Genomic DNA, 18152 nt, shown 5'->3' with positions numbered 1-18152 from the left:
CTCTATTTATTATTCAAAACCCCTATTTCTTAGGACTGCCATCCTCATTCTTATCTACTGCCGGGCGTTTCGCAGCATTCGCAAGTTCCCAGGCGGTAAAATATACCAGCCGGCTCCTTTTTGCAAGCATTGGAAAGTCGATCTTGCTCACCTCGTCTCCAGGCTGGTGATAGTCCTCATGAACCCCGTTGAAATAAAAGATGACCGGAATGCCATGTTTGGCAAAGTTATAATGGTCAGAGCGGTAATAAAACCGGTTAGGATCAGTACGGTTGTTGTATTTCTCGTCCAGTTTAATGTTCACGTAATCCTTATTCGCCTTTTTCCCGATCCGGTCGAGGTCAGAACTCAGCATGTCAGATCCGATAATGTATACGAAGTTATTGTCCTGGGCACGCTCCTTGTCCCCCCGGCCGATCATATCAATATTTAAATTGGTAATGGTTTTTTCCAGTGGAAAGACCGGGTTTTCAGAATACCACTCCGATCCGAGCAATCCTTTTTCCTCGCCGGTCACCGTCATGAACAAAATGCTTCTTTTAGGACCGTACCCCGCTTTTTTTGCCTTTGCAAATGCTTCGGCGATCATCAGTACGCCAGTCGTCCCCGAACCGTCGTCATCGGCACCGTTATTGATCTTATCGTCTCCTTTGGCGTCCGGATTTATACCGATATGGTCATAATGTCCTGTAATGACCAGTACTTCATGTTTTAACTTAGGATCACTGCCTTCCAGGAAGCCCAGAACATTTTCTGCCCTTACTTTATTTTCCTTTTTGCCGGCACAAATGCTCAAAGGCACCCTGACTTCCGTTGCAGCAGTTTTACCTTCAGCCAGCTTTGCCCTCAGGGCCGCGAGCCCAGATCCGGAGACACCAAGAATCTTATCTGCAATGGCACTTCCTATATTGATTACAGGCGTGGGCTGGGTGCTATTCAATGTCTCCAGGTATTCCTTACTCTTCATCACCAGCTGTTCGGACTGCAGGTATCTTTTAAGATTATCCGGCATATCATCCACCTGGGGGTCGACAACAAGGACTGCGGCTGCCTGATGCGCTGCCAGATACTTCAGGCGGGCGTTCAATGCAGGTAAAGCTTCACCACCTTGCTCTCCCGAAGGCCTTGACTTCAGGATCATGACCACTTTTCCGGAAATTTCGTTACCCTGAAAGTCATCATAACCTTCCTTTACGAGCCCATATCCGCCGAAGAGAACTGAAGGGACACTCAGCGTAAAGCCTTTAGGTAAAACGATCTGCGGATTCACATAAAAATCCTTCAGGGGTTCTGCAGGGTCACCATCGACAGTAAGTACCTGGGAAAGTTCAAACTTTGCCATATCCACCGGTTGAAAATATCCACCGCTTACCGGTCCCTTCAGCCCCGCTGCTCTGAAATGCTCCCGGATATAATCGGCTGCTTTCCAGCCTCCGGGAGTACCCGTCTCCCGGCCTTCGTACTCGTCAGAAGCCAGAACAGAAAGGTGCTTATAGGCATTGTCCTTGTTGATCGTCTGACTAAACTTAATCGCGGTTTTATTCTGTGCAACTGCCGTTGCGCTTAGCAACAGTCCGGCAACCGAGTACAAAAGTGCTTTTTTCATCGCTAACAGGATATTTTTCCGACACGGCCCGCATGCCGGCCACCCTCAAAGGCAGTAGTTATAAAAGTATCGGCCATCTGTTTTGCCAGATCTTCTGAAACGAAGCGCGCAGGTATGCACAACACGTTTGCATTGTTATGTTGTCTGGCCAGCGCGGCCAATTCATTGAGCCAACAAATGGCAGCACGGATTTGTTGGTGTTTGTTTGCCGTAATTGCTACGCCATTGGCGCTTCCGCAGACCAGAATACCAAAGGTAAATTCCCCATTCTCCACAGCCGAGGCTACAGGATGGGCAAAGTCGGGGTAATCCACGGAATCCGGCGAATAGGTCCCGAAGTCCTTTACTTCATAATCTGCAAGATACTCACGTAACAGCTCCTTGTATTCAAATCCGGCATGGTCTGCCCCAATGGCAATTTTTATCTTTTCTGTTGACATGTTATTTTAGTGCTTTATTTCTTTTACGTTCTATGTTTGCCGAAATGTAGATACTCATTTCATAAAGCACAAATAACGGCGTGGCTACCACCATCATGGTAAACGGATCAGCGGTAGGAGTTACTACCGCCGCTACGATCAGAATAATTACGATAGCATATCTTCTGCTTGAGCGCATAAATGCCGGAGTCATTATCCCCAGCTTTGAGAGAATAAAGATAATTACCGGCAGCTGGAAGATCACACCAGATCCGAGTGTGAGCGTCATTACAGATGACAGATAGGAATCTATTGTAAACGTATTCTGTATATCCGGGCTTACTGTAAAATTAGTCAGGAAGTTGATCGAAAGCGGACATACGATGTAATAGCCAAAGAGTATACCTACGAAAAATAAAACCGAAGCAAAGGCAACAAAGCCACTGGCAGATTTTCGTTCATTGTCATGCAGCGCTGGTTTCACAAAAAGCCAGAGCTCAAACAGCAGATAGGGGATACCTAGTACGATGCCTACCATCACACATGAGTTTAACTGTAAGGTAAACTGTCCGGCCATTTCGGTATTGATGATCTTTGCATCGATCTTGGTGATACAGAAGTCCGGGCCCAGCTGCGGGAACATTTCCACCAGTTTGCACATCATTCGGTAAGTCCAGAAACCAGGATTTTTAGGCCCCATGATTACTGTGTTAAAAATGAAATCCGTGAAGTAAAAGGCTCCGAGTGTCAGGACAAAGACTACGGCAAGCGCACGGAGCAAATGCTTCCTGAGTACGTCAATATGATCAAAGAAGGACATTTCCGCTTCCAGGTTCTTTCCTTTTTCCTTTATGGCCCCGATCAGGTCTCTTTTATTTGAGTTGCTCATGTATCTTATTTGTAAACAAAAATACCATTCTGTTTTATTTAGAATGGTATTTGCGTTTTAAATGTTAGAATTCGTACCTATTTTGATGCTATTCTGAAAATTCAAAAGTCTCCATAAATTTGGTGGTAAAGTTACCTGCCCTGAAATTCGGGTCCTTCATCAACTTCAGATGGAAAGGGATCGTTGTCTTGATACCTTCTATTACAAACTCACTTAATGCACGCTCCATGGTGCTGATCGCTTCTTCACGCGTCTGCGCTACACAGATCAGTTTGGCAATCATTGAGTCATAGTTAGGCGGAATCTGATAGCCTGAGTATACGTGTGTATCCACACGGACACCATGACCGCCGGGAGAATGGAAGTTGGTGATCTTTCCCGGGCTGGGCCTGAAGCCATTGAACGGGTCCTCTGCATTGATCCTGCATTCGATCGCATGCATATCCGGCATATAATTCTTTCCGGAGATCGGAACACCGGAAGCTACCTTGATCTGCTCTTTGATCAGGTCATAGTTAATCACTTCTTCAGTAACCGGGTGTTCTACCTGAATACGGGTATTCATCTCCATAAAATAGAAATTGCGGTGTTTGTCTACCAGGAACTCGATGGTACCCGCGCCTTCGTACTGAACAGCTATTGCGCCCTTAACAGCAGCTTCACCCATTTTCTCGCGAAGCTCTGGCGTCATGAACGGAGAGGGAGCCTCTTCTACCAGCTTCTGATGCCTGCGTTGTATTGAGCAGTCACGTTCAGATAAGTGACAAGCCTTTCCGTACTGGTCACCGATAATCTGTATTTCAATATGGCGGGGATCTTCGATATATTTCTCAAGGTACAGGCCGTCATTTCCAAATGCAGCTCCAGATTCCTGACGGGCGCTGTCCCATGCATTCTCGAAATCTTCATCCTTCCAGATCACCCGCATGCCGCGGCCGCCACCACCTGCAGTCGCCTTAAGGATTACCGGATAGCCCATTTCATTCGCCAGCTTTATGCCTTCTTTCACACTTTCCAGCAAACCTTCAGAACCCGGAATGGTAGGTACACCGGCTTTTTTCATGGTGTCCTTGGCAGAAGCCTTGTCGCCCATTGCGTTGATCTGCTCCGGTGTAGCACCGATAAACTTAATACCGTAATCACGGCAGACGGAAGAGAACTTTGCATTCTCAGACAGGAACCCGTATCCGGGATGGATCGCATCAGCATTGGTTAATTCCGCGGCAGAGATGATATTAGGAATGCTCAGGTAAGAGTCCTTGCTGGGAGGAGGGCCGATACATACCGCTTCGTCAGCGAAACGGACGTGTAAACTTTCCCTGTCGGCAGTAGAATATACAGCTACCGTCTTAATACCCATTTCCTTACAGGTCCGGATGATACGCAAAGCGATCTCGCCCCTGTTGGCAATTAATATTTTTTTAAACATAGTTTAGTTGATATCGTGCAGTTTGCCTGCGGCAATATTAAATCGGTTCTACTAAAAATAAAGGCTGATCATACTCTACAGGAGAAGCATTATCAACAAGCACCTTTACGATCTTTCCGGACACTTCACTTTCAATCTCATTGAACAGTTTCATCGCCTCGATGATGCAGATTACCTTTCCGGCAGAAACTTCATCGCCTACATTCACAAAAGACGGCTTTTCAGGGCTTGAAGAGCGGTAGAAAGTACCGATCATCGGAGATTTGATGGTGATGTATTTAGAAGTATCTTCAGCTGCCGAAGGGGCTGCAGACTTGGTTTCCGCTGTAGCCGGTACCGCTTGCGGTGCTGCCGCCAGGGCTGCTGCAGGAGGAACCGGAGCCGCAACCGGAACTGTCGCATGAACAACAGTAGGTGTTTGATTGGTCTTTATTGTTATCTTGAAGTCCTGCTGCTCAATAGCCACTTCATTTACTCCCGAACGAGAAACAAATTTAATGAGTTCCTGAATTTGTTTAATATCCATTTTTTGGTGTTATTAAGAAAACAATGTGTTTAGAATCAACGAATGTATGATATAATTATGATAAATGTGACTAATAAGCCCACTTTAAGTAGACAGAGCCCCAGGTAAAGCCACCGCCAAACGCGGCAAGAATAATATTGTCTCCTTTTTTCAGCTGACTCTCCCATTCCCACAGGCAAAGCGGTATCGTACCATTGGTGGTGTTTCCGTAGCGCTGAATATTGATCATCACCTTTTCGGGTCCCACGCCCATTCTGGAAGCCGTCGCATCAATGATCCGTTTGTTTGCCTGGTGTGGCACCAGCCATGCGACATCTTCTGAGACCAGGCCATTGCGGTCCATGATCTCAGCAGCTACATCAGCCATTTTGGTTACCGCAAACTTAAATACAGTCTGGCCTTCCTGGTAAACCGAATGTTCATGGTTATCTACCGTTTCATGAGAGGCGGGCCTTACCGAACCTCCCGCTTTCTGGTGTAGAAACTGCATGCCAGATCCGTCGGTCTTGAGTATGGAATCCATCACCCCGTAGCCTTCCGCATCAGGTTCCAGTAAAACCGCTCCGCAACCGTCCCCGAAAATAATGCAGGTCGTACGGTCATTATAATTTACGATGGAAGACATTTTATCTCCACCTATAACCAGCACCTTTTTATGCTTTCCGGATTCAATGAACTGCGCACCCGTAGCGAGACCAAAGATAAAACCCGAACAGGCTGCCTGCAGGTCATATCCCCAGGCATTCTTCGCACCGACCTTATCTGCCAGGATATTCGCCGTGGCAGGGAAGGGCATATCGGGAGTTGTCGTGCAAAAGATGATGAGTTCTATTTCTTCGGCACCGATGCCGCGTTTCTTCAGAAGGCCGTTCACCGCCTCAACAGCAAGATCAGATGTGCCCAGACCTTCCCCCTTCAGTATCCTGCGCTCTTTTATCCCGGTCCTGGTCGTTATCCACTCGTCGGTCGTATCCACAATAGATTCCAGTTCCTTGTTCGTCAATACATACTCAGGAACATAACCATTAACCGCAGTAATCGCAGCGTGAATTTTACTCATCTTATCTTTTAATTATTAAATGCGGCCTGTATCTTACCCACCAGGCCGGTGGTTACCATATCCCTAGATTGTAGTATGATATTTTTTATGGCCATGGGGCTCGATATGCCGTGGCCAATAACAACCGGTGCATTTACACCAAGAACAGGACTGCCGCCATAGGTTTCATAATTGAAACGGTCAAAGAATTCGTCCTTCAGCCCCCTCTTCAGGGTCAATACATAAAAAGATTCTGCAAGCTTAAGCATCACATTGCCCGTAAAGCCGTCACATACCACAACATCTGCCTTATCATTGAAAAGGTCTCTCCCTTCCACATTTCCCACAAAATTGAAAAGCTTGGTTTCCTTCATCAACGGGAAAGTGGCCATGCTCAGCATATTGCCTTTCTCATCTTCTTCGCCGATATTCATCAGCGCGACTTTAGGATTATTGATGTGCATTACATTTTCTGCATACAGGCTGCCAAGGACGCCAAACTGCAGCAACACATCAGGTTTGCAGTCTGCGTTTGCGCCAACATCCAGCATAAGGCCTATGCCGCCGCTCAGTTTAGGAAGAAAAGTGGTAAGACAGGGTCTGATGATGCCGGGTATCGTTTTTACACTGAATACCGCACCAACAAGCATGGCGCCAGAGTTACCGGCGCTGGCAAAAGAATCCAGTTCGCCGTTTTTCAGCATTTCGAACCCTATTGAAATGCTGGAGTTAGGCTTTTGTACGATAGCCTTGGTCGGATGCTCGCCCATACCGATGACCTCTTCAGTATGAATATACTCGAAAAGGCCGGGATCAAAACCGTTCTCTGATATCAGCGGTTTAATCTGTTTGGTGTCACCGATCAGCACAATCTGCTCATCCGGTGATAACAATGGATGGGCTGCTATTGCTCCCAAAACATTTGCTTTGGGAGCATAGTCCCCGCCCATTATATCGAGACCTATTTTCATAGTAAAAATCAGTTTGCGCAGAGGATTTTGGGCCCTCGTTCAAGTCCCTAAGTTAACCTTTAGATGACTTAAAACACAAACTATTTTTTAGAAAAATTAACCTATAGAGGTGTTTTCAATAACCAGTTTACCGTTGTAATACAGGTTGCCGTCAACGTTATAAGCGCGGTGTGGGACATGGATCGCACCAGTTGTCTGGCATGTTGCCAGAGAAGGGGCATCTGCCTTATAGTGCGTTCTTCTTTTATCTCTTCTGCTCTTAGAAACCTTGCGTTTTGGATGTGCCATTGCTAGTTTATTTAATTATTTTATTTTAATTTCTTTAATGCGTCCCACCTCGGGTCCTCATCTGTTTCCTCTTCTTCCTTTTGTGCGCCCGTTGACAGGCTTTCCAGCCTTGCAATCATTTCCTGATCGCATTGCTGTCCGTCCCCGTTTTCCTCACAGAACTTAACGTAAGGAACGGCAACAGTGATGAACTCGTAGATAAGCCCTGAAATATCAATTTCAGTCTCCTTCTTGTGCAGTACGATGATTTCCAGGTCATCGCTCTGCAGTTCATCCTCGGCAAACTTTACGATCTGCCGCTCACGGATGCTCACCGGTGAATTGAACGCTGCCAGGCACTTGTCGCAATCCAGCACGATCGTTCCGTCTATACGGAACTGCAGGATCAGCATGGTTTCCTGTTTGTCCAGCTCAACCTCAGCTTTCAGGTCGCCCTTTTTTACAAGGGAGTACTCAAAAGCGTCAAAAAAATTGTTATCAATCTCGAAATCAAACTGATGTTTGCCAATTTTTAAGCCGGTAAACGGTATTGAAAATTGTTTTAAAGCTTTCAATTGTAACAAAATTTTAGCCCGCAAATGTAAGGATTAATTTAATAATCCTAAAATGTTATTTAAAAAATGCTAGCTCGCATCGTCCTTAAGGTCGAAGGCCGTTTCCACCACTTTTCCGCCGCCCCTCAGCTGATTGGACAACATCGCTTCCTGTTCCCTCCGGCGTTTCACGATATGTATGGCCGAGTAAACCGCTTCTGCAAAAGAAGAAGGGTTGGCAAGATTTTTACCTGCGATATCATAACCTGTTCCATGGTCAGGTGAGGTGCGTACAAATTTCAGCCCTGCCGTAAAATTTACGCCTGTGCCAAAAGCAATGGTTTTGAACGGGACCAGGCCCTGGTCGTGATACATGGCCAGCACCGCGTCAAACTGCTTATAGGTGCCGTTGCCGAAGAAGCCGTCAGCAGGGTAGGGGCCAAAACAGATCACCCCTTTATCGAAGGCATCCTGTATGGCCGGGATAATTATCTTTTCTTCTTCCGTACCCAGAAGGCCGTTGTCGCCTGCATGAGGGTTCAGCCCAAGTACCGCTATTTTTGGCTTCCCGATCCAGAAGTCCTTCTTCAGGCTTTCGTTCATCATCATCAGCTTTTTCACGATCTTTTCCCTGCTTACGCTCTGGGCCACCTTTTCTACCGGGATATGCCCCGTCACTACGCCTACCTTTAAGTTGTCGGTGATCATGAACATCAGCACATCATTGCCACCGCTTCTTTGCTGCAGGTATTCTGTATGTCCCGGAAACGTGAAAGTTTCCGATTGTATGTTGTTTTTGTTGATCGGAGCAGTTACGAGCGCATCAATATGCCCTTTTACCAGATCGTCCGTTGCCCTCTCCAGTGACAGCAACGCGTACTTTCCACCAGTTTCATTGGCTGTCCCGAGGTCTATCTTCACATCTTCTTCCCAGCAATTGATCAGGTTGGGCTTTTTGGCACTGGCCGCTTCGGCCTCGGTAATGATATTAAAGGTCACATCGTTTATACCCAGTGCCTTGCGGTGATACGAAGCAACTTTAGTGTGCCCGTACACAATGGGTGTACAATATTCCAGTATGCTAGCCTCGGCTAAAGTCTTGAGGATGACCTCCATTCCGATCCCGTTGATATCTCCTGTACTTATCCCGATTTTAATTTTATTGCTCATAATCCGACCAGAAATTTAGCGCAAATTACAGAATTCCACCCTAATGTTGGTCCTATACTGGTAAAACTTTCCTTATTTTGCAGCCATTAACAAATCGGGATATGAGTTTGGTCAAGGCAAAAAAGCATTTAGGGCAGCATTTTCTTACAGATAAGAATATTGCGGCCAGGATCGTCAATGCCCTGGTGCATACCAGCCAGTACAAGCAGGTCCTTGAAGTCGGTCCCGGTATGGGTATCCTTTCCGATTTCCTGCTCGAAAGGACAGAACTGGAAACCCATCTCATCGATATCGACGCAGAGTCCTGTGCCTTTCTGCAACAAAAATATCCGCAACTGGGTACCCGGCTCATCCACGGAGATTTTCTTCAGCTCGACCTGGGCACCATTTTTCCCGGGAAGTTCGCGGTTATCGGAAATTTTCCTTACAACATCTCCTCTCAGATCCTGTTCAAGATACTGGACAACAGGGACAGGGTTGTGGAAATGGTCGGGATGTTCCAGAAGGAAGTTGCTGAACGCTGTGCCTCGAAGCCAGGCACCAAGGAATATGGCATCCTGAGCGTCCTCATTCAGGCCTATTACCATATCGAATACCTATTTACCGTTAAACCGGGCACCTTCAACCCGCCGCCAAAAGTAAACTCAGGCGTCATCAGGCTCAGCCGGAACGAGGTCCATACACTACCCTGTGATGAGAAGCTGTTCTGGCGCACCGTAAAAGCGGGCTTCAACCAGCGCCGTAAAACCTTACGGAATGCCCTGTCGGCGGTGCTCCCTAAAGATAAGATGGACAACCATCCCTTTTTTGAAAAGCGGGCCGAGCAATTGTCTGTTGATGACTTCATCACACTCACTCAGCATCTTACCCAGCTCAATCAATAGCAAATGACCAAAGGAAAAATACTCATCGTAGACGATCTTCACCCTGTATTTAAGGAAAATGCAGCCGCAATGGGCTACCAGGTCGATGACCAGCCACTCATTACCAGGGCCGAAACCCTGGACATTATCGGTGACTATGACGGGATCGCCGTACGGACAAAGTTCCTTATCGACAGGGAACTGATTCTTAAAGCCCAAAAGCTGAAGTTTGTAGCCAGGGCAGGCGCAGGTCTGGACAATATCGACGAGGCCTTTGCCAGGGAAAGGGGTATTGCCCTCATCAACGCACCTGAAGGTAACTGTGATGCCGTCGGCGAGCACTCCCTGGGTATGCTCCTTGCATTGATGAACAATTTTGTCAAGGCAGACCAGGAGATCCGAAACGGGATATGGGACAGGGAAGGCAACCGGGGCTATGAATTAAAAGGCAAAACGGTCGGCATCATCGGCTATGGCCACATGGGGCAGGCCTTTGCGAAAAGACTCGCCGGATTCGGGGTCACCGTACTCGCCTACGATAAGTACAAGACCGGATTCTCAGATAAGTATGCCAGGGAAGCCAGCATGGAAGAAATCGTGAAGCACAGCGATGTGCTTAGTCTTCATATTCCCCTCACCCCCGAAACCCGGCTGATGGTGGATGACGAATACTTCTTTCATTTCCGCAAACCTATCTTTTTTATCAATACCGCGCGCGGGGAGATTGTCAGTGTGCAGGCCGTGCTCAATGCCATTAATAAGGGTAAAATAATCGGAGCGGGCCTGGACGTGCTGCAAACGGAGAAATTTCCGGCGCTGGGCGAACAAGAATGGTACCCTGAACTTATCGGGTCCCGTAAAGTGCTGCTTAGCCCGCATGTCGGCGGCTGGACATTCGATTCCTACCGTAAAATATCCGAAGTCCTTGCCCAAAAGCTGGAAGCGCTCTGAGCGACTTGCGGTTTCCGCTTATTGTTGTTTCCAGCGGTTATCCGCGGGAGTGGCATCCATAAAAATCCCGCCGTCCAGTACAATGGCGCTGACAGGTTTCGAGGCCTTCACCTCAACGGCAATCTGTTTGTCTGCATTTTTCCATACCGAAGCAGTCAAATGCGTGTTTTGTACACTGCCATCCGCGTAAACGACCTTTACGTCAAACGGCGCCGCAAAGCCACCCGTATTGTTTACCTGGACGGTATATGATGTGCCTTTAACGGTCACTTTCCCTACAGACAGGTCAATGTAGTTATTGCTGAAAAACCAGTTATTCCAGAACCAGTTCAGGTTCTGACCGCTGCCCGCGTTCATCGCATAAAAGAAATCCCAGGGAATCGGATGCTTTCCGTTCCAGCGTTCCATATAAGTTTTCAGGGCCTTGCCAAACGCCACATCGCCCAGCATATCCTTCAGTGCCAGGTAGGCCAGCGATGGTTTGCCATACGCATTGTTGCCGTAGCCTGCTCCCGAAACCTGTGTCGACATTGCAATGATCGGCTGGTCCTGTTCCCCGGACGGATCAGAGATCCATTTGCTGATCCTGAACTTCTTATAGTTTTCGGCAGCCCGCTCTTTTCCCAGTTGCTCAATCCCGATCAGGTATTCGAGTGTCGTCGCCCAGCCCTCATCCATAAAGGCATAGCGCGTTTCGTTGGTGCCCATATAAAACGGAAAATAAGTATGCGCGATCTCGTGGTTCAGTACAAACTGTGAGAATTCCAGATCAGGTGTACTGCTGTCGTTGATCATCATCGGGTATTCCATATCGGCAAAACCCTGAAAAGCCGTCATCGTGCTGTAGGGGTAGGGCACGCCCGGCCAATTTTCAGAAAACCATTTCAATGCAGCACGCCCCCATTCCACGGCGTGCGAAAAGTCCTTCGCAGCAGCATCGTACGCAGCTTGCATGCCCGCCCTCCGGCCTGTAGCTTTGTCTACCACTACGCTCGCCGCATCCCAGACATAAGTACTGCTCAGGGAGAAGGTAAAGTCGCAAATGTGCGTCGCGCTAAACTTCCATACATTCCTTCCGGGCTTTACCACTTTACCTGCCTTCATTTCGGCAGCCGAGGCAATATGGAGCACTTCGTCTGCAACCAGTGACTTTTTGTAACGGTCCGCAATTTCAGGCAGCAACACCTCCTCCGGATTCAGCAAGTCGCCCGTGGCCCATACCACATAACCCGCAGGGGCCTTAACTGTTACCGCATAATCGTTGAAATCGCTGTAAAACTCGGTACGGTCCGTATGCGGCACCTGGTCCCAGCCATTGTAGTCATCGTATACCGATATTCTTGGATATCCGTATGCCGCAAAAAAAGTCGTACTGCTGATCTGTCCCTCTCTGCCGCTTAGCTTAGACAAGGGATAGGACCAGGTAATTTCAAACTCCGTTTTCGAACCCGGAAGCAACGGCTGCTCCAGTTTTACATTCGCAACCGTTCCCCAATCTTCCGTATTTACCTTAATCACCGAACCTGCCGCCCTGAAAGAACTGATCTTGAGCCCTGCACTCAGGTAATCTTTTGGTACCTGTCCCGCGCGTGGTGCTTCCGGCTTATGAATGTTGTTCACAAACCGGATAGTTACAGAACTTAAGGTATCCGGGCTGTTATTGGTGTATAAAATGCGTTCACTGCCGCTTACCGTTTTCTGCACCGCATCCACTTCAAAGTCAATCGTATATTTTCCGTGGTTCTGCCAGTAGTTTTTGCCCGGTTTCCCGTCTGCCGAACGGGTGCCATTTTCGTAGGCATGTTTTATATTTCTGGGCATGTAAAGTTCCTGTGCGCGAAGCCCTGGAAGACAGAAAGAAAGCACAGCGAACGTAATGGCAAGCCTGGGTAAAATATCGGTTTTCATCATCATCTGGTTCATCATGTAAAGCTAAGTGAATCCATCCGATTATTTTCGGGTCGGTCCGATTGTTTCCTCACAATAATTTGCTTTTATCGTATTACCCGATTATCTTCGTTAAACTTGAACAAGACTATATGGGTTTATTCCGATGTAGTCTTGTTTGTTTTTTAGAGTAACGATTAAAATTAATTTAGCTATGACAGAGGTAACTTATTATACCCAGGATGGATTAGAAAAACTGAAGGAAGAGCTGCAGCATTTAAAAACCGTAGGAAGGCAGCAAATGTCAAATGCCATTGCTGAAGCAAGAGATAAGGGCGATCTTTCAGAAAATGCGGAGTATGACGCAGCTAAAGAAGCACAAGGCCTTCATGAGGCCAAAATAGCCAAGCTGGAGGCTACACTGGCTACAGCGAGGCTTATCGACGAGTCCAAACTCGACCTTTCCAAGGTGCTGGCACTTTCTATCGTCAAGATCAAAAATGTCAAGAACGGTGCTACCATGACCTACCAGCTGGTCGCAGAGTCGGAAGCCGACCTGAAGACCGGCAAAATTTCCGTAAAATCTCCCATTGCACAAGGCCTTCTGGGTAAGTCGGTAGGAGATAAGGCCGAGATCCAGGTACCGGCAGGAAAGATTGAATTTGAGATACTGGAAATCAGCAGATAAAATAACCTAACTGATTAAAAACAATGGCAAGCATCTTTTCAAAAATCGTCAGCGGGGAAATACCGGCACATGTCGTTGCCGAGACTGCCGAATTCCTGGCCTTCCTCGATGTCAATCCACTGGTGATGGGCCATGTACTGGTCATCCCGAAAAAGGAAACGGATTATCTGTTCGATATGGATGAGGAAGAATATGTGGGCCTCAACCTGTTCAGCAGAATTGTGGCAAAAGGCGTAAAAGAGGCATTTCCATGTGTAAAGGTGGGAGTTGCCGTTATTGGTCTTGAAGTCCCCCATGTGCACATTCACCTCATTCCCATGAACAATGTCAGCGACATGAACTTCAGCCGTGAAAAACTAAAACCAAGCCATGAAGAGCTTCATGAAGCTGCGGTAAAGATCAGGGCTGTACTCGCCAGAGGTTAACATTTACATCCACAATAAAAGGGCAGTTCAACTGCCCTTTTCTGTTTAAACGCTTATTTCAGTTTCTCGTTATTCCGGTGCCGCTCGGCATCCCTGATGTTCTTTTTCTCCAGGTTCTTTTGCAGTGCCTCCGTCAGGTCGATCCCTGTCTGGTTGGCCAGGCATACCAGAACAAAGAACACATCGGCCATTTCATCTCCAAGGTCAACCGCCTCGTCACTCTTCTTAAACGACTGTTCACCGTATCTTCGCGCCATGATGCGTGCCACCTCGCCTACTTCCTCCATCAGGATCGCCGTATTCGTCAGTTCATTGAAATAACGTATCCCGGTGGTCTTGATCCAGTTGTCTACCGTTTCCTGTGCTTCCTTAATCGTCATAGTACTTTTATTCCCTGTTCTTTGTGTCTATTAAAATCGTTACCGGGCCGTCATTGATCAGCGATAGCTTCATGTCGGCGCCGAAAATGCCCGCCTCCACCTTGCGGCCCAGCAAGGCAGTCAACCTTTCCTTCATCGCCTCATACAGGGGTATCGCCTTTTCCGGCCTCGCTGCACGGGTAAAACCCGGCCTGTTGCCTTTTTTTGTCGAGGCAAATAAGGTAAACTGGCTGATCAGTAAAATATCGCCACCAATATCGGCAAGCGCCTTATTCATCATGCCCTGCTCATCAGCAAACACCCGCATGGAGAAGATTTTCCCGGCGAGCCATTCCATATCCTCTTCCGTATCCGCGTCTTCAATGCCCAGCAGTACCATGAAGCCCAGCCCTATTTCGCCTGTTACTTCATCTGCTACGCGGCAACTTGCTCCTGAAACCCTTTGTATGACTGCTCTCATGTTTTACGGTGATTATGCCCTGGTATCGTGACCATAATAAATGCTCACATAACTTTCATACCGGCTTGGCGCAATTTCCCCTTCTTCCACTGCTTCCAGCACCGCACAGCCCGGCTCGTTAATGTGCCTGCAATTGTTAAACCTGCAGTCGCCCATGCGCTCCCTGATTTCCCGGAAATAATGCCCCAGCTCATCCTTACCAATGTCGAAGACTCCAAGCTCCCGTATGCCCGGCGTATCGATCAGGTAGCCCCCGAAAGGCAGTTCGTGCATCTCTGCAAAAGTTGTCGTGTGCTGCCCCTTGTCCGTCGCTTCAGAAACATGGCCGGTTTTCAGGTCCATTCCCGGCATCAGCGCATTGATCAGGCTCGATTTCCCCACCCCCGAATGCCCTGAAAACAGCGTTACCTTGTCTTTAAGCAGTTCAGCGATCAGCTGTACATTTGCACCATTCAGTGCAGAAACAGAATAACAGGGGTAACCGATGTGTTCGTAGATCTCCTGGTACTCCGCCAGTATTTCCAGCCCTTCCTCGCTGAACAGGTCGAGCTTGTTAAAAACAAGCACCGCCGGAATGTCATAAGCTTCTGCCGTGGCCAGGAACCGGTCGATAAAGCCCAGTGAAGTGCGGGGTGAGGCCAGCGTGACCACCAGGAAGGCCTGGTCCATGTTTGCCGCAATGATCTGTGCCTGTTTGGATAAGTTGATCGACTTCCGGATAATGTAGTTCCTCCGGTCACGCAGGCGGTCTATTACACCTTTATCCGAATTCGGTTCCAGTTCAAAATCGACGATATCGCCCACCGCGACCGGATTGGTCGTCTGTATGCCCTTTATCCTGAACTTGCCCTTTATCCTGCAGTCGTAATCTACACCTTCCTCCGTACGCACCTGGTACCAGCTGCCTGTCGATTTGATAACTAATCCTTGCATATATTTGGGTAAAGGTAAGAAATAGCGAAAAATATTTGTGAAAACAAAAATTATAGCTTTACTTTGAACCGCACACAGATCGTGTACAAAATACAATGTATAACCCATCACTTATTACCATTACCACCACCACAACCACCGGCAAGTCCGGAGGAAGGTAAGCTAATGGCATAACTGAAAAAAGATAAAGAACCATGAAAGCACCTTCCTCCAAAACGGGAAGGTGCTTTTTTTTTAACCACAGACTATGAACATACTAAAATTCGGGGGCACATCAGTAGGATCGGCGGAAAGCATCAGCACCCTTATCCGGATCCTCAGGTCAGAGCGGGAAAGGGAAAACCCCGTCGTTGTCCTTTCTGCCATGGGTGGCGTCACCAATATCCTGCTGGAAATGGCCGAGCAGGCGCGTAACCTGCAGGATTACAGCGTCCGGCTGAAGGAGGTCGAAGAAAGGCATTTCAGTGTCATCCGCACTTTACTGCCGGCCGGCGCGCAAAATCCGGTACTTACCCGGCTGAAGATCTATTTTAATGAGCTTGAAGACATTCTGCAGTCCGTTTATAACCTCCGCGAGCTGAGTCCGCAGACCAGGGACCTTATCCTGAGCTATGGCGAGCGCTGCTCTACCTTTATGGTCAGCCACATCGCCCGCCAGCAATTTGCCGATGCCCTTTTTGTAGACGGTGCCCAGCTCATCAAGACCGATAACAATTTCGGACAGGCCAAAGTCAACAGCAACCTTACCGAAATGCTCATCCGCGATTTCTATGAAGCACACGAAGGCCAGCTGTTGTTCGTCACCGGCTTTATTGCCAGTAATGACGAGGGACGGACCACCACGCTGGGCAGGGGAGGAAGCGACTATACTGCCGCCATCTGGGGTGCAGCACTCAATGCCGGCGAGATACAGATCTGGACAGACGTTGACGGAATGCTTACTGCCGATCCGAGAATCGTCAAAAAGGCATTCTCCCTTCCCGAACTGAGCTATACAGAAGCCATGGAGCTGTCTTATTTCGGGGCAAAGGTCATTTATCCGCCTACCATGATCCCGGCATTTCTGAAGAAGATACCCATCGTCATCAGGAACACCTTTCACCTTGATTTCCCGGGTTCCTGTATCCGGCACAATACCAGTCCTTCAAATCTCCCGATCAAGGGGATCTCTTCTATCGATGAGATCAGTGTCCTCAATCTGTCGGGCAGCGGCATGGTCGGCAAGGCAGGTTTCAGCGGGCGGCTGTTTTCCATGCTTTCCAGGGAACAGGTCAACGTTGTGCTCATTACCCAGTCCTCATCAGAACACAGCATCACCTTTGCCGTAAAGCCTTCCGACTCGCTGAAGGCCCTTTCGCTCATCAATAAGGAATTTGAGCTTGAACTGCAGGCCAAAAAGCTGGAATATCCCGAAGTAGAGAACGGACTTTCTGTACTGGCCATTGTCGGGGAAAATATGAAACGTACACCGGGCATAGCAGGGAAGCTGTTCAGCGCGCTGGGACGCAACGGGGTCAATGTCCGTGCCATCGCGCAGGGTTCCTCTGAATACAATATCTCGGTCATCATCTCCAGGGCAGATCTGTCCAAGGCTGTAAACGCCGTTCACGATGCCTTCTATGAAGACCTGAAAAAGACCCTGCATATCTTCTGCCTGGGCACCGGGAACATCGGCAAGACCCTGTTCAGCCAGTTGCTGGAGCAAACCCCTTTCCTGGCAGAAAACAACGATCTGCAGGTAAAGGTTGTCGGCATCAGCAATACCCGGAAAATGCATATCGATCCCGAAGGCATCGACCTGAATAACTGGCAGGAAGCGCTGGAAAGCCAGGACATCAAGGCCAGCCTGCCAGACTTCATTAAAAAGATGAAGACGCTCAACCTGCCCAACTGTGTCTTCGTAGACAATACCGCAAGCCATAACCCGGTAGAATATTACCTGGATATCCTGCAATCCAGCATCTCAGTGGTTACCTGTAACAAGCTGGGCAACTCTTCCGATTATGAGCAATATGCTGCATTCAAACAGGCTGCCCGCAGCTATGGCGTAGATTTCCTTTATGAAACCAATGTCGGTGCCGGCCTTCCCATCATCCGCACGCTCAAAGACCTGATGCTCAGCGGAGACAAGATCAGGAAGATCGAAGCCATCCTTTCCGGTACCATTTCCTTTATCTTCAACAACTTCAAAGACGACAAGCGTTTTCATGAAGTGGTGAAGCAGGCCCAGGAAATGGGCTATACCGAACCCGATCCCCGCGATGACCTCAACGGCAGGGATTTTATGCGTAAAATGCTCATCCTGGCACGCGATGCGGGGTACCCGCTGGAAGAAAATGATATCGAACTTCAAAACATGCTGCCTGCTGCTTGCATGGCCGCCGAAAGCGTAGATGACTTCTACCGGGAACTGGAAAACAATGCCGCCTATTTTGAAGACCTGAAAAATACCGCCGCAAAGGATGGAAAGGTATTGCGCTATATCGGGAAAATGGAACAGGGAAAAGTCTCCATTACCCTGCAGATGGTAGGCGAGGGGCACCCCTTCTTTACGCTTTCGGGCAGCGACAACGTCATCTCCTTCACCACCAACCGCTATAAAGACCGCCCGCTCGTGGTCAAAGGTCCGGGTGCAGGGGCCGAGGTTACCGCTGCCGGCGTTTTCGCAGACATCATTAATATAGGTAAAAGATAG

General features: G+C 48.3%; 19 protein-coding genes. 5 read left to right on the top strand and 14 right to left on the bottom strand.

The window, feature by feature from the left end:
- Positions 1–22 precede the first annotated feature (22 nt).
- The 10 genes from P2W84_RS14660 to pdxA all read right to left on the bottom strand — a co-directional run bounded on the left by P2W84_RS14660 (position 23) and on the right by pdxA (position 8870).
- Positions 23–1606 carry a M28 family peptidase gene (locus P2W84_RS14660; protein WP_276090901.1) on the bottom strand — a complete coding sequence of 528 codons (1584 nt, stop codon included), beginning with the start codon at positions 1604–1606 and terminating at the stop codon, positions 23–25.
- A 2-nt stretch (positions 1607–1608) separates the two neighbouring features.
- Positions 1609–2046 carry a ribose 5-phosphate isomerase B gene (gene rpiB, locus P2W84_RS14655; protein ID WP_276090900.1) on the bottom strand — a complete coding sequence of 146 codons (438 nt, stop codon included), beginning with the start codon at positions 2044–2046 and terminating at the stop codon, positions 1609–1611.
- A gap of 1 nt (position 2047) precedes the next feature.
- On the bottom strand, positions 2048–2914 hold the full coding sequence (gene tatC / locus P2W84_RS14650) for a twin-arginine translocase subunit TatC (RefSeq protein WP_276090899.1): 867 nt from the start codon (positions 2912–2914) through the stop codon (positions 2048–2050).
- Positions 2915–3002: 88 nt separating this feature from the next.
- Entirely contained in the window at positions 3003–4343 is a 1341-nt protein-coding gene (gene accC, locus P2W84_RS14645; protein WP_276090898.1) for an acetyl-CoA carboxylase biotin carboxylase subunit, read from the bottom strand.
- 37 nt (positions 4344–4380) lie between these two features.
- A complete protein-coding gene (gene accB, locus P2W84_RS14640) occupies positions 4381–4869 on the bottom strand; it encodes an acetyl-CoA carboxylase biotin carboxyl carrier protein (protein WP_276090897.1) in 489 nt (162 codons plus the stop codon).
- A 70-nt stretch (positions 4870–4939) separates the two neighbouring features.
- Positions 4940–5929 (bottom strand): beta-ketoacyl-ACP synthase III, encoded by a 990-nt coding sequence (locus P2W84_RS14635; protein ID WP_276090896.1) that lies wholly within the window; start codon positions 5927–5929, stop codon positions 4940–4942.
- 8 nt (positions 5930–5937) lie between these two features.
- Positions 5938–6879, bottom strand: a complete 942-nt coding sequence (gene plsX / locus P2W84_RS14630; RefSeq protein WP_276090895.1) for a phosphate acyltransferase PlsX — start codon at positions 6877–6879, stop codon at positions 5938–5940.
- Positions 6880–6975: 96 nt separating this feature from the next.
- On the bottom strand, positions 6976–7167 hold the full coding sequence (gene rpmF, locus P2W84_RS14625; protein WP_276090894.1) for a 50S ribosomal protein L32: 192 nt from the start codon (positions 7165–7167) through the stop codon (positions 6976–6978).
- 20 nt (positions 7168–7187) lie between these two features.
- Positions 7188–7721 (bottom strand): DUF177 domain-containing protein, encoded by a 534-nt coding sequence (locus P2W84_RS14620; protein ID WP_276090893.1) that lies wholly within the window; start codon positions 7719–7721, stop codon positions 7188–7190.
- 69 nt (positions 7722–7790) lie between these two features.
- The gene (gene pdxA, locus P2W84_RS14615; RefSeq protein WP_276090892.1) at positions 7791–8870 is read right to left on the bottom strand and encodes a 4-hydroxythreonine-4-phosphate dehydrogenase PdxA; all 1080 of its coding nucleotides are present in this window, start codon (positions 8868–8870) and stop codon (positions 7791–7793) included.
- Positions 8871–8971: 101 nt separating this feature from the next.
- On the opposite strand from pdxA, the gene rsmA reads away from it, so the two are divergent.
- A complete protein-coding gene (gene rsmA, locus P2W84_RS14610) occupies positions 8972–9754 on the top strand; it encodes a 16S rRNA (adenine(1518)-N(6)/adenine(1519)-N(6))-dimethyltransferase RsmA (protein ID WP_276090891.1) in 783 nt (260 codons plus the stop codon).
- Between the two features lie 3 nt (positions 9755–9757).
- Positions 9758–10684 carry a 2-hydroxyacid dehydrogenase gene (locus P2W84_RS14605; RefSeq protein WP_276090890.1) on the top strand — a complete coding sequence of 309 codons (927 nt, stop codon included), beginning with the start codon at positions 9758–9760 and terminating at the stop codon, positions 10682–10684.
- A gap of 18 nt (positions 10685–10702) precedes the next feature.
- Here the strand turns inward: P2W84_RS14605 and P2W84_RS14600 are convergent, their stop codons facing one another.
- Positions 10703–12592 (bottom strand): M1 family metallopeptidase, encoded by a 1890-nt coding sequence (locus P2W84_RS14600; protein WP_276090889.1) that lies wholly within the window; start codon positions 12590–12592, stop codon positions 10703–10705.
- A gap of 193 nt (positions 12593–12785) precedes the next feature.
- On the opposite strand from P2W84_RS14600, the gene greA reads away from it, so the two are divergent.
- Both greA and P2W84_RS14590 read left to right on the top strand, forming a co-directional pair.
- Complete coding sequence (gene greA / locus P2W84_RS14595; protein ID WP_276090888.1) at positions 12786–13259, top strand: transcription elongation factor GreA; 474 nt, start codon at positions 12786–12788, stop codon at positions 13257–13259.
- A 23-nt stretch (positions 13260–13282) separates the two neighbouring features.
- Positions 13283–13684: an HIT family protein gene (locus tag P2W84_RS14590; protein ID WP_276090887.1), complete on the top strand. Its 402-nt coding sequence runs from the start codon at positions 13283–13285 to the stop codon at positions 13682–13684.
- Between the two features lie 53 nt (positions 13685–13737).
- On the opposite strand, the gene P2W84_RS14585 is transcribed toward P2W84_RS14590, so the two are convergent.
- From P2W84_RS14585 to rsgA, 3 genes are read right to left on the bottom strand one after another with little or no spacing between them, the layout of a single operon-like run.
- Positions 13738–14064, bottom strand: coding sequence for a nucleotide pyrophosphohydrolase (locus P2W84_RS14585; RefSeq protein WP_276090886.1), 327 nt, complete (start codon positions 14062–14064; stop codon positions 13738–13740).
- A gap of 7 nt (positions 14065–14071) precedes the next feature.
- Positions 14072–14524: a D-aminoacyl-tRNA deacylase gene (gene dtd, locus P2W84_RS14580; RefSeq protein WP_276090885.1), complete on the bottom strand. Its 453-nt coding sequence runs from the start codon at positions 14522–14524 to the stop codon at positions 14072–14074.
- Positions 14525–14536: 12 nt separating this feature from the next.
- A complete protein-coding gene (gene rsgA, locus P2W84_RS14575; protein WP_276090884.1) occupies positions 14537–15457 on the bottom strand; it encodes a ribosome small subunit-dependent GTPase A in 921 nt (306 codons plus the stop codon).
- A gap of 247 nt (positions 15458–15704) precedes the next feature.
- Here rsgA and thrA point away from each other — a divergent pair, with 247 nt between their 5' ends.
- On the top strand, positions 15705–18152 hold the full coding sequence (gene thrA / locus P2W84_RS14570; protein ID WP_276090883.1) for a bifunctional aspartate kinase/homoserine dehydrogenase I: 2448 nt from the start codon (positions 15705–15707) through the stop codon (positions 18150–18152).

Source organism: Pedobacter sp. JY14-1 (assembly GCF_029269825.1).
Classification (GTDB): domain Bacteria; phylum Bacteroidota; class Bacteroidia; order Sphingobacteriales; family Sphingobacteriaceae; genus Pedobacter.
Note: the sequence above shows the minus strand (reverse complement) of the source record. Positions and strands in the feature narration are given on the sequence as shown.